Source organism: Agrobacterium sp. 16-172Ci, from assembly GCF_053522725.1.
The window spans coordinates 119,144-130,891 of record NZ_JBNWBW010000010.1; the positions used below are offsets into that span (position 1 = coordinate 119,144).

12 protein-coding genes and 1 pseudogene are annotated in these 11,748 nt (G+C 60.5%); 4 read left to right on the forward strand and 9 right to left on the reverse strand.

From position 1 onward, the window contains the following. The first annotated feature begins 14 nt into the window (after positions 1-14). The gene (locus tag ACQZ40_RS12020; RefSeq protein WP_271046574.1) at positions 15-146 is read left to right on the forward strand and encodes a hypothetical protein; all 132 of its coding nucleotides are present in this window, start codon (positions 15-17) and stop codon (positions 144-146) included. A gap of 46 nt (positions 147-192) precedes the next feature. On the opposite strand, the gene ACQZ40_RS12025 is transcribed toward ACQZ40_RS12020, so the two are convergent. From ACQZ40_RS12025 to ACQZ40_RS12060, 8 genes are all read right to left on the reverse strand, one after another. After that, positions 193-1,611 carry an aldehyde dehydrogenase family protein gene (locus tag ACQZ40_RS12025; protein ID WP_142844499.1) on the reverse strand — a complete coding sequence of 473 codons (1,419 nt, stop codon included), beginning with the start codon at positions 1,609-1,611 and terminating at the stop codon, positions 193-195. Between the two features lie 309 nt (positions 1,612-1,920). Further along, the gene (locus ACQZ40_RS12030; protein ID WP_060726459.1) at positions 1,921-2,337 is read right to left on the reverse strand and encodes an organic hydroperoxide resistance protein; all 417 of its coding nucleotides are present in this window, start codon (positions 2,335-2,337) and stop codon (positions 1,921-1,923) included. A 149-nt stretch (positions 2,338-2,486) separates the two neighbouring features. Continuing rightward, a complete protein-coding gene (locus tag ACQZ40_RS12035; RefSeq protein WP_142844498.1) occupies positions 2,487-3,803 on the reverse strand; it encodes an ATP-binding protein in 1,317 nt (438 codons plus the stop codon). Then, positions 3,800-4,540 (reverse strand): response regulator, encoded by a 741-nt coding sequence (locus ACQZ40_RS12040; RefSeq protein WP_026372362.1) that lies wholly within the window; start codon positions 4,538-4,540, stop codon positions 3,800-3,802. The genes ACQZ40_RS12035 and ACQZ40_RS12040 overlap by 4 nt, the downstream gene beginning before the upstream one ends. A gap of 94 nt (positions 4,541-4,634) precedes the next feature. Continuing rightward, positions 4,635-5,681 (reverse strand): alpha/beta fold hydrolase, encoded by a 1,047-nt coding sequence (locus ACQZ40_RS12045; RefSeq protein WP_448748020.1) that lies wholly within the window; start codon positions 5,679-5,681, stop codon positions 4,635-4,637. Positions 5,682-5,878: 197 nt separating this feature from the next. Further along, complete coding sequence (locus ACQZ40_RS12050) at positions 5,879-6,637, reverse strand: alpha/beta hydrolase (RefSeq protein ID WP_448748021.1); 759 nt, start codon at positions 6,635-6,637, stop codon at positions 5,879-5,881. Between the two features lie 45 nt (positions 6,638-6,682). Further along, complete coding sequence (locus ACQZ40_RS12055; protein WP_448748022.1) at positions 6,683-8,428, reverse strand: cytochrome c biogenesis protein DipZ; 1,746 nt, start codon at positions 8,426-8,428, stop codon at positions 6,683-6,685. Positions 8,429-8,609: 181 nt separating this feature from the next. Then, on the reverse strand, positions 8,610-9,119 hold the full coding sequence (locus tag ACQZ40_RS12060; RefSeq protein ID WP_433824153.1) for a cytochrome P460 family protein: 510 nt from the start codon (positions 9,117-9,119) through the stop codon (positions 8,610-8,612). A gap of 470 nt (positions 9,120-9,589) precedes the next feature. Here ACQZ40_RS12060 and ACQZ40_RS12065 point away from each other — a divergent pair, with 470 nt between their 5' ends. Next, entirely contained in the window at positions 9,590-10,678 is a 1,089-nt protein-coding gene (locus ACQZ40_RS12065) for a hypothetical protein (protein ID WP_433824152.1), read from the forward strand. 209 nt (positions 10,679-10,887) lie between these two features. On the opposite strand, the pseudogene ACQZ40_RS12070 reads toward ACQZ40_RS12065, so the two are convergent. Then, a pseudogene (locus tag ACQZ40_RS12070) lies at positions 10,888-11,001 on the reverse strand (transposase); the annotation flags it as partial. A 61-nt stretch (positions 11,002-11,062) separates the two neighbouring features. Between ACQZ40_RS12070 and ACQZ40_RS12075 the strand changes: the two are divergent. Further along, positions 11,063-11,224 (forward strand): hypothetical protein, encoded by a 162-nt coding sequence (locus tag ACQZ40_RS12075; protein WP_433824151.1) that lies wholly within the window; start codon positions 11,063-11,065, stop codon positions 11,222-11,224. Between the two features lie 52 nt (positions 11,225-11,276). After that, positions 11,277-11,741, forward strand: a complete 465-nt coding sequence (locus ACQZ40_RS12080; protein ID WP_448748023.1) for a hypothetical protein — start codon at positions 11,277-11,279, stop codon at positions 11,739-11,741. The last annotated feature ends 7 nt before the right edge of the window (positions 11,742-11,748 follow it).

Below are 11,748 nucleotides of genomic sequence, written 5' to 3' on the forward strand. Positions count from 1 at the left end.
GATGGAGGTCCGAGATGACCAACGCCGTGTCGCGTCCGGAACAGGTAGATGTTGATCGTATCCCGGCTGTTTCTTTCGACCTGCTGTTGCGTCATCAAACGTCGGTTTTCGCACGGCTGACACGTCTGGATACAAAGTCGGCCTGAAGCAGAAGAGAGAGTGCGCCGGGACCGGCGCTGCAGACTTCTCGCGTTACGGGGTGAGAACGGCTCGCGGTTCGAGCATGCCGTCGAGACCGAAGGCACCGATCTCCCTGCCGATACCGGATTGCTTGAAACCGCCGAAGGGCGCGCGGGGATCATGCGGTGCGCCGTTGATGACGACGCGGCCGGCCATCAGCCTCTCGGCGATGCGTTCGGCGCGTCTGATGTCGGATCCAAGCACATAGGCTTGCAATCCGTAGTCGCTATCATTGGCGATTTTGACGGCCTCATCTTCGTCCTCATAGGCGAGAAGACACAGGACGGGACCAAAGATTTCTTCGCGGGCGATGCGCATTTCGTTCGTGACATCTGCGAAGATTGTCGGGCGGGCGAACCATCCTTTTTCAATCCCGGCCGGGCGTCCGGTTCCGCCTGTCAGCAGGGTTGCTCCTTCTTCGACACCAAGCCGGATGTAAGTCTGGATCCTTTCCCACTGGGCAAGGCTGGCGAGAGGGCCTACCCGAACCTCCGGATCACGGGGATCGCCAACTTTGAATTTTTCAGCCGCCATCCTCAACCGCTCGGCAATCTCGGGGAGACGGGACCTCGGAGCCAGAATGCGGGTACCCGCGACGCAGGCCTGGCCGCTGTTTGCAAAGCCCGACATCAGGGCGACAGGTATGGCCTTGTCGAGGTCGGCATCCGGCAGGATAATGGTGGGTGCCTTGCCTCCCAGCTCCAGAACGACCCTTTTCATGCCGTCGATCGCCGCTCGCTGAATGATCTTTGCAGCCTGGGTGGAACCGGTGAAACTGACGGTCGCCACGTCGGGATCCTGCGTCAGCGCCGCACCGACCACTGGACCCGTGCCGTTGACGATGTTGAAAACTCCTGCCGGCAGGCCGGCCCGATGCAGCCTTCTCACCAGAATATCGGTCTGAAACGCACTCTGTTCGGCCGGCTTGATGACGAGCGACGAGCCTGAACCGATTGCATGCGCAAGCTTGGTGGCGATAAAACCGAAATTGCTGTTCCAGGGCGTGATGGCGGCGAGAACGCCGCGCGGCAGCATCCTGACCGTGCTTTTGCCCACGACCCGGTCAAAGTCGTAGTTCGCCACGGTCTCAGCCATAACATCAAAAATCGACGCTGCGTTTTGAACGGAGAAAGCCGTGAAATAAGCGGGTGCGCCGTATTCTTCGGTCATGACCTGCGTGAGCTCATCCGGTCGCTCTTCGATCGTATCGCGCAGGCTGCGCAGCATATCGATACGCTGCGCCTTGGTGGAGGTTGCCATGGCGGGAAAAGCCCGTTTTGCGGCTGCCACTGCGGCCCTTGCATCATCTGCATTGCCAAGCCGGACATCGCCGATTTTTTCTTCCGTCGCCGGATTGAAAAGGTCCAGCCGTTCATTGCCGTCTGGCACCACAAATTTACCGTCGATATAGATGTGTTCAATTGATCGCATTGATCTGGCCTCGTTTAAGATGGTTGGAAATCCGGCTCGTCTGGCCGCCGCGGAACGCGCTGGAGGCGCGCCGCATGGGCCCAAGCAGGCTTCATTGAGTTGATCAGAGGGATGGCAGGACGAAGTGGAAACGCGAAAACGGCTGCGGCGGGCGCCGAGCCGTTCCCTTGTGGTCACATCGATGAGACCGCGCCCAGAAGTCCCGCAAGCGGCGAGGGCTCGTCGGATGCTGCATCATATACGCACGGCGCTGCAAATATCGCCGCAAACACGATGGCGATGACAAGCGCACGGGCGGAGACAACAGGCTTAAGCGAGCTTGAGCGTAACATCGATGTTTCCCCTGGTTGCCTTCGAATAGGGGCAGATCTGGTGGGCATCCTCGATGATGGCCTGTGCTACGGGACGATCGATCCCGGGCAGGCTTACCGACAGGCGAGCCTGCAGGAAGAACTCGCCGCCCGTCGTGCCGAGGTCGACTTCCGCATCGACGGCGGTGTCGGCGGGAAGCCGGAGCTGGCGTTTCGCCGCCGCCTTTGTCATGGCGCCGATAAAACATGCCGACCAGCCGGCCGCAAAAAGCTGTTCGGGATTCGTGCCCGGCTTTCCGCTGCCCGGAGGCGAGAGCTTGATGCCCAGCGCGCCATCATCGCTTTGCGCCGATCCGTCACGCCCGCCGGTCGTGTGGGTCTTGCCGGTATAAAGAACAGTCTCGATCTTGGTCATGGGAGGCTCCTTTCATTTGCCGCTGCTGCGGCGCTTCGTGATAGGAGCTTTGTGATGGATCAGCGTATCCGGCATGTTTCCGGAAACTGCGAAACTGTATCGAAAAGTATCGGCGCTTTGTCACTGGTTATCGTCGACCCGCCTCCCTCTCAGGGAAAAGCGACCTCGGCCGCAAGCCCGCCGCCCTGCCTGTTATAGAGGCGAACCGAGCCGCCGATCGTTCCGGCGAGTTGCTGGGCGATCGCCAGTCCGAGACCGGTTCCGCCCGTATCGCGGTTTCTCGATGTTTCGATCCGGAAGAAGGGTTGCATGGCATTTTGCAGCATCTCGTCCGGGATGCCCGGCCCCCGATCGAGCACCGTGATGACCACTGTGCCTTCACCACGCCGGTCCACTTTAATCTCGGCGCTGCCGGCGAATTTGAGGGCGTTATCTATGAAGTTCGTCAGGATTCTTCGCAATGCATGGGGCTTTGTCGACGCGGTGCCGCGCACCATGCCGGCAACCGTTACGGCTTTTCCGGTATCCTGATAGTCGTAGGCAATGCTGTCGATGAAAGAGGCCAGATCGATACGGGAGGATTTCTCGCCATTGCCGTGAGCGCTGCGTGCGTAAGCGATCCCATCCTGCACCAGACGTTCGATTTCACGCAGGTCACTGACCAGCTTTTCCTTTTCCGGCGTATCGTCTGCCATATCGGCCCGCAACCGCATCCGGGTGATGGGCGTCTGCAGGTCGTGCGAAATCGCCGCAAGAATCTGGACGCGCTCCTCGAGATATTGCGCGACGCGATCGCGCATGGCGTTGAAGGCGCGGGCGGCGTGAGCAACTTCGCTTGGGCCGCCCTCACTCATCGGCGACCCCTTTTCCCCCGGATCCAGCGCTTCGGCTGCCGCAGCAAGCGCGCTGAGGGGTCTGGTCGTCTGTCGCACTGCAAACCAGGTGCAGAGGAGGAGAAGCGCCATCTGCGCGGCGAAGACATAAGGCAGCCATTCCGCCAGGGGCATCACGCCGCGCGGTGTCACGTCGATCGTCAGGGGCGAGCCGTCCGAAAGCGTCAGGTGCGCCTGAAGCCGCTTGCCGTCGCCGGGAATGGACTCGACCCTGACGGGAAAACGGTGTCCCGCGGCTTCCTCGATCCTCTGCGCAATTTCAGCGCCGCGGCCGGTCATGTCGGAAACACCGGGAAGACCGGGGCCGAGGACGAGTTGATAATTGTTGCGGCTCAGGCGATGGACCCATTGCGCCCGCTCTTCCGCAGGCAGGCGGTCGATGATGGCGATCGATACCGCCAGATCCTGCTCCAGAGTGCCGAGCATGACCGCCTTTGCCGACATATATCGTTCGGCAAAGAGGATGCTGAACGACAGGCCGTAGGCAATGGCGAGGCCGGCAAAAAGGATGATGAAAAGTCTGGACCGCAATGAGCGCGGCCACCAGCCGGCGAGCAGGCGCGGGCCGTTCATATCCTCGGCTCCGAAATCTCCACGGGCACCGCAAAGACATAACCCTCCGCCCGTACGGTCTTGATGTAGATGGGTTCGCGCGCGTCATCCCCCAGGCGCTGGCGCACGCGGCTCACAAGAAGATCGATCGACCGGTCGAAAAGCTCCGCATCGCGTCCCTGGGTGAGATTTAACAGCTGGTCCCGGTTGAGGACGCGCTGGGGATGATCGATGAAGACCCTGAGAAGCCGGTATTCAGCCCCGCTCAAGGCAACGGTCGTGCCCTCCCTGTCGAGCAGGTGACGGCCCACCGTGTCGAGGCGCCAGTCACCAAAGGTCAGGAGCTGCCCGGCCTCGCTGATCTGCAGATTGGGAGGCAGCATCCGCGTGCGGCGCAGGATGGCCTTGATCCGCGCAAGAAGCTCACGGGCAGCGAAGGGCTTCGACAGATAGTCGTCGGCTCCCATTTCGAGCCCGATAATGCGATCCATCTCGTCATCGCGGGCGGTCAGCATCAAGACCGGCGTGGCTTTGTGTTTCCCCGCCCGCAGCTCACGGCATAGGACCAGCCCGTCATCGCCAGGCATCATCACGTCGAGCACGATGAGATCGACGGTATTGCCGTCGAGAAAACTTCTCATCTGCCGTCCGTCGGCCGCCACGCTCGTGCGCAGGCCGTTCTTCTTCAGGTAGCTGGAAACCAACTCCCGGATTTCCCTGTCGTCGTCTACGACGAGAATATGGTCGATATGTTCCATTGGATGCCTTCGTCGTCCGGACGGTTCGAGTGGCCCGCTACCGCGTCCCCTGCGTCACATGCAGTAAGACAACGGTTCGCGGGCTTCGGCAAGTTTAAAGCTTTGCGACGTCCAGAACAGCCCTGGCAAAAGCCTCGGGTGCTTCCTGCGGCAGGTTGTGGCCGATGCCGCCGCTGATGTTGCGGTGCTGGTACTTGCCGGAAAACTTCGATGCGTAGGCGGAAGGATCCGGATGCGGCGCGCCGTTGGCGTCGCCTTCCAGCGTTATCGTCGGCACTGTGATGACGGGAAGTTTCGCAAGCTGGCGCTCGTAATTGTCGTACTTGGATTCTCCGTCGGCCAGTGCCAGCCGCCAGCGGTAGTTATGGATGGTGATGGCCACATGGTCGGGATTGTCGAATGCGGGGGCCGAACGATTGAAGGTCTCGTCGCTGAATTTCCAGGTTGGAGATGCCGTCTGCCAGATCAGGCGCACGAAGTCGCGGGTGTTGGCGGCATAGCCCGCACGGCCGCGTTCCGTCGCGAAATAGAACTGATACCACCAGGAGAGTTCCGCCTTGGGCGGAAGCGGCTTCCTGTTGATCTCCTGGCTGCCGATAAGGTAGCCGCTGACCGATACGAGCCCGGTGCAACGTTCGGGCCAGAGCACCGCCATGATGTCGGCGGTGCGAGCGCCCCAGTCATAACCGGCAACGACGGCCTGCTTGACGCCGAGCGCGTCGAGAAAGGCGATCATGTCGACCGCAAGCGCCGCCTGCTGTCCGTTGCGTGCGGTGTCGTCCGAGAGAAAACGGGTCGTGCCATACCCGCGCAAATAGGGGATGAGTACCCGATATCCAGCCGATGCAAGGATGGGTGCGACATCGACATAGCTGTAGATGTCATAAGGCCATCCGTGCAGCAGCAGCACGACCGGGCCGTCTGCGGGGCCGGCTTCTGCATAACCGACGCTGAGTACGCCCGCTTCAACCTGCTTCAGGGCGCCAAAGGAGGTGGCTCCGTCGCGTCCGGTTGACGGCTGAGGCGAAGGCGCTTCGCCCTTGGCATGAGCAAGGCCTGCGGCCCCGAATTCGACGGCGGCAACTGTCATTGCGGCAATGCCGAAGAAGCGGCGGCGCTGGAAATTGATCTCGGAATTCATTGCTGTCTCTCCTGTCCATGTTGGATGCGGGCAGGTAACGCGGTGCGTGTATCCTCGATGTGTCGCAAGGAGGACGAATGTGAATGGTTTTGTAGCAGGGGGCATTCCGGATACAGACTGATACATTCGGTCCGCCCTCACGCAATCAGCCGCCCCGGTGTCTGGGGCGGCTGTGTTGGACTCGAGGCGGGCGCGGTTTATTTGGCGGATTGCCGGGCGGCCTGTTCGATGACGTCTGCGACCTTTTCGGGCTGGGAGGCAAAGACCGCATGGCTTGCCGCAATCTCGGTCACCGCACTGCCGGCGCGCTTGGCCATGTCGCGCTCGAGATCGGGGTTGATCGAGCGGTCCTGCGTTGCGACAATCGACCAGCTTTTCTTGGTTTTCCAGGCGGGTTCGCCGGCTTTGGCGGCAAAGGCGGCCTTGGCGGCGAAGGCCTGACTTCTTGCCATGAAGGCCGCGTCCTCACGCGGCAGGTCGCCGGCGAAATCCTGTCCAAAGACGGCGGGATCGAGATAAAGGAACGCGCCATCCTTCGTCGGCTTGATGCCGTTGCCAGCCGGCGGTTTCGAGCCGGCGAGGTCGAGAAGGCTCTCTCCCTTCTCCGGCTGGAAGGCGGCGACATAGACCAGCCCGGCCACATCCGGCCGGTTACCCGCTTCCGAGATCACCATCCCGCTGTAGCTGTGCCCGACAAGCAGGCTCGGCCCCTGCTGGAGATCGAGAACACGGTTGGTGGCCGCCACGTCATCGGCAAGAGAGGTGATGGGCTCCTGCACGATCGTGACGTTGAAACCACGGCTTTCAAGGATGTCTGTCGCCCTGCGCCAGGCCGAACCATCGGCCAGCGCGCCATGGACGATGACGATATTCTTCACCTCTGCCGCCTGTGCGGCAAAAGCGATCAGTGCGGTTGCGACGGCAAGCGCGAATTTTGGCATGAGACGATGGTGCATCATATTTCTCCTTTGGTTTTGATGGGAACGGGAGGAAAATCCGGATCAGCCGAAAGTGAAGGCATAGGCCTGCACGCCGGGGTCGAGGAAGCGGATGGTAAAGGTTCTCGCTTCGACGGCGCCGGACTGGCGGACGAGCTGGTAAAGACGGGTTGAGGTGACGACGCCATTGCCCTCGGCATCCGTGTCGGCGCCATGATCCGCACCCGGCGGATGCCCGTCGATGGTGACCTGGAAACGAACCGGTTTTCCGGCTGCATCCGGCCCAAGGACCAGATGCAGGTCACGGGCGCTGAAGCGATAGGTGATGCCGCCATCAGCCGCATCAAGTGTGGCCGCCTCCGCGCCAACCGTCCAGGTGCCGGAAAGTCCCCATTCGTTGAGGGAAGGCGTCTTGACGGAGTAGTTGCGCGGCGTGTCTGCACGCATCGCCTCGTTGGATGCGAAGCTTCGAGCCTGCCGATAGCCTATATAGGTTTCGCCCGAGCGCATGTGCCCGATATCCGCACCGGCTTCGGCTCCTGTCGCCTGCGGGCTCACCGGTGCGCTGGCGGAGGCGCTGCTGCCGGCCTCGCGCAGCAGGTCCTGGATCGCCTCTTCGGTCTGCCGATAGTTGCCCTCGCCGAAATGGTGGTAGCGGATCTGGCCCCTGGCATCGATCAGGTAATGTGCCGGCCAATAGCTGTTATCAAAGGCGCGCCAGATCTTGTAATCATTGTCGATTGCCACCGGGTAATCGATCTTGAAGCTGGTGACGGCCTGTCTGACATTGTCGATCTTCTTTTCAAAGGCGAATTCGGGGGCGTGAACGCCGATGACGACGAGGCCCTGATCCCGGTATTTGTCCGCCCAGGCACGCACATAGGGAATGGTCCGGATGCAGTTGATGCAGGAATAGGTCCAGAAGTCGACGAGAACGACCTTGCCGCGCAATTGCTCACGCGTGAGCGGCGGGGAATTGAGCCACTCCACGGCGCCGTCGAGGGATGGGGCCTTGCCCTCAACCGGCAGCTCCGACCGGGCCGTGGCGGTGCTGACGCCCGCCGCCGCCACTTCGGGCGCTATGGCGGTGTGGAGCCGATCGAGCACCCGCTGTTCGAAGGATGCCGTGCTCGCATAGGATATCTGCGACAGGAAACCCGTATCCAGCCCGAGCGCGATGACCGCGACGCCGGCAAGCACCGCCGCGCCAAGCACCTGCCGGATCCGCTCGCTGAAACCGAGAGACCGCTTCATGGCTGCAAATACCCTGCCGCCGACGAGGATGGCGACGGCAAGGGAGGTTGCAGCCCCGGCGGCATAGGCGGCGAGCAGCAGGCTGGTTTCCAGATTGGCCCCCTTCAGGGCCGCACCCGTCAGCACGAGCCCGAGGATCGGTCCGGCGCAGGGCGCCCATAAAAGGCCGGTGGCGATGCCGAGTAACAGCGAGCCCGCAACCTTCGGCATTGCCCCGGGCTTGCCGGCGGCATTGGCGAGCCGGTTGCCGAGCTCGACGACCGGACGGGTGATGATGCTGGCCGCACGCGGCGAGAGCAGCCCGACGCCGAAGACCGCGAGCAGCGCAAGAGCGACGAGCCGGCCATATTCATTGGCGCTGATTGCCCAGCTGCCACCCACCGCGGCCAGCGTCGCGACGGCGCAAAAGGTTGCCGCCATTCCCGCAAGCAGGGGCAGCGTGCTGCGCAGGAACGGTTGCCCCGCCCGCGCAAAAACGAAGGGAAGGATGGGCAGGATACAGGGGCTGAGAATTGTCAGCGCCCCTCCGAGATAGGCAATGACCAGAAACGTCATCATCTTTTCCTTTCAGGCAGGAGTTCGGGGCTCCGGGCGGCGAAGGCGACCCGGCGATGGCGCCAATTTCCCGGCCTCACGTATCCCTGATGTGTCGGCGCTTCGGTGAATTTGTAATCGAGTGTAAAAGCCGCCACCGGCGCACGGCGGCTAAAGCGAAACCGCACGTCCCCGTCATTTGTCACTGCGCATAGCGCGTGAAGACGAAATCATGGTCCTTGACGTTGCCCTCGTGGCAGGAGAGACAGGTCTCATGTTGCGCGGCATCCACCGGCTTGCCGTTGACAAACCGCCCGAAGCCCCAGCCGTGGCTGCCGGCATATTTCTTGGAATCTTTCACCATCACCTGCACGGTGGTTGCCGCTCCCGGCACCGTGGCCGGCGGAAACTCCGTGGATTGCTGCCGCTTATAGGCAAGCTTCACCAGTATGGAGCCATCGGGAAAGGGCAGGGTTCCGCTTTTGTAGGCGTTGACGGCGACATCGTTTGCCAGAACAGCGCGAAGCTCGTCCAGCGGCGGCGCTTCCTGCGCGGGCGCGATGAACGTCCAGTCACGATATCCGTCAGGAAGAGTGACACCATAGATGGGAGAGGCGTTTTCCGGCGGCGTGTCCGCTGAACTTGAATAAACGGTTCCAAAACCCGCTGCCGCAACCGATAGGGCGACGGCGAAGAAAATCTGGCTTTTCATGGGAAATCCTGCCTAATCCGAAATAGATCAGGTCATGATCTGCCCTGCAGGTATCCGGCATGTTTCCTGAAACCCGCACTTATGTATCAAATCGTAGCAGTGCGCACCGCCACGGGGGCAAGGCCGCGCTTAAAGGCCGGCGATCACCCTCTTGCGATCTCGGGCCCGGATTTCCTCGCAAGGCTCATATTCGCCCAGTGATCAGGCTCCTCCTCATCCGTGCCCACACCGTCGCCCGCCGGCTGAATTTGCGCAAAATCCTTCCGAAACAACGAGAAGTCGTGAAACTTTTTCGGGTGCGATGAGTTTGGTGCAGGAGCACTCGGCTCACATTTTTCGCTGCATATAATCACCCGCTACGCGGAGGATTGGTCATCCTTTCGGAGGAGATACCGCATGAATTCCATCATCTATCTAGTCGGACTCGTCGTCGTTGTCCTGTTCATTCTCTCATTGCTGGGGCTACGCTGATGGTTGATCCAACGGGTATCGAAACAAATCCAAACCGCAGCTATGTGGACTGGCCAGCGATTTTCGCCGGTGCCGTCATCTCCTCGGGCGCCATGGCAGTCCTCACCGCATTCGCGGGCGGCTTGGGCCTGAGTTCGATCTCGGCCGACGATGGCGGCGAGATCAGCACAGTCTGGCTCATCATAACCGCGCTCTTCGTCATCATTTCCATGGTCGGCTCCTACATGCTGGGTGGCTATATTGCCGGCCGCATGCGTCGGCCCGCCGGCGCTGCCGACAGGAACGAACTGACGGTCCGCGATGGTGTGAACGGCTTGGTCGTATGGGGTCTCGGGACGGTCGTCTCGGCATTTCTCGCGCTCGGCGTGCTGTCCGGTGGCGCCAAGGCTGTCGGCAGCGTGGCGCAGACCGCCGTCGAGGCCACGGGTTCCGCAGTCGGCGGCGCCGTTCAAGGGGCTGGCCAACTGGCAGGCGGCATCATTTCCGGCGCTGGCAGTGCAGCCGGTGGTCTGGCGCAAGGAGCCGGTCAGGCTGCCGCACCCAGCATTGAGCAGATGCTTCCGCAAGGTCTGAGAACGAACCCGATCGACTATTTCACGGATACGCTACTGAGGACCGATACGCCCGCCACCCCTATGACGGGTGAACAGAGCGCCGGTGACTATCAGCGCCAGATTAGCGGGATCCTCGGCAATCTGATGGCGACAGGCGAGATATCTGATGCCGACAAAACATGGCTCGCCAATCAGGTCGCTGCCCGCACAAACATCAGCCAGACCGATGCGCAAACGCGCGTGAACCAGACGGTTGAGCGTGTGCAAGCCGTCAGGACGGAAGCACAGAAGAAGGTCGATGAAGCGCAGAAGCAGGTCGAGACCGTGAAGGCTGAGGCACAGAAGGCATTGGACGATGCCAAGACCAAGGCTGCGGATGCCGCAGAAAAAGCACGGGTCGCAGGTATTCTGACAGCATTCCTGCTGGCCGCTTCCGCGCTCGTTTCCGCTGCGGCTGCCTATATCGGCGCAGTACACGGCGGCCGCCACAGAGACGAAGGCCGCATCTGGGGTGGGCTAGCCTACCGCAAGTAACCAGAGCGACGGCAAGAAAATCGGCTTTTCAAAAAAGACCTGCCCGGACCAAATTCCGGGCAGGTCGTACGTTTTAGACATCTGGCATCACGGACAGGGTCTGCAGCAAGGCAAGTGCGACCGCGGATGCCGTCAGGATCGCGGTCAGCGCCAGTGGCGCAGTGGCGCCGTAGGAATCCACTGGTTGGGATCGTCGCCGTATTCCCGAACCATTTGCGCAAGACATTCTCGTGAACATCAAGATCACGAGCAGCCTGCGCAACAGTGACCCCACGTTCCCTGACCAACTTCACTGCTTCAAGCTTATACGTCTTTGTATTCATGCTCTCCGGTTTCAGGACGAACACCTGAACTCGATGTCCATAAAACCGGCAGCAGGCCAGGATGATGAAGATTCGTGGCGTGGCTATCCACTGGCGATGTCATTTAGCCTTCTCGGGCAAAAAAAGAGCAATGTTATATTACGGCAATTTTTTGGGTGCGATTGATTATCGTATTAGAATAAATGCTGCGATGCTATTAAGTATTTATCTGGGTAATGGTTAGCTTTAGGCAAGTTCAATCCGGCATGATTGGGGAGTAATGTAGGAGATTTGCTATGAATACGATTGGATCGGCAACATATTATAGCTCCGCTAGTCGCTACGGTGGACTAGAGAAGCACGATACTAAATCCGCTGACGCATACGCGACGTCGCAACTGCCGGGGGATGGAAGCAAGTCATTGGGCGCGAGCGACAATCCTTCTGGTCTTTCGACGGTCACTCTTAAGCTCCAGGGAAAACTGACCAGCTTGTACGTGTTCGATTTATCGAATGCTAAGCCCATGAACATCTCTGCTCTTCCCCAGGATCAATACGATGAATTTATGGAAGCAAAGAAACAGCTTATCGAGACTAGTATGAGCAGCCTGGAAAGCGAGTATAGCACCCATGAAGCTCCTGATCTTTCCAATTATGCCGGCCTTAAACGTAACCCTCCGCCGAAGGCCGTCTGCCGTGATTTGCTGATTAGCTTTAAGTCTATACCTTATGTCATGCGCTACAGTCATTTCCCCCATTGAGGTTTTA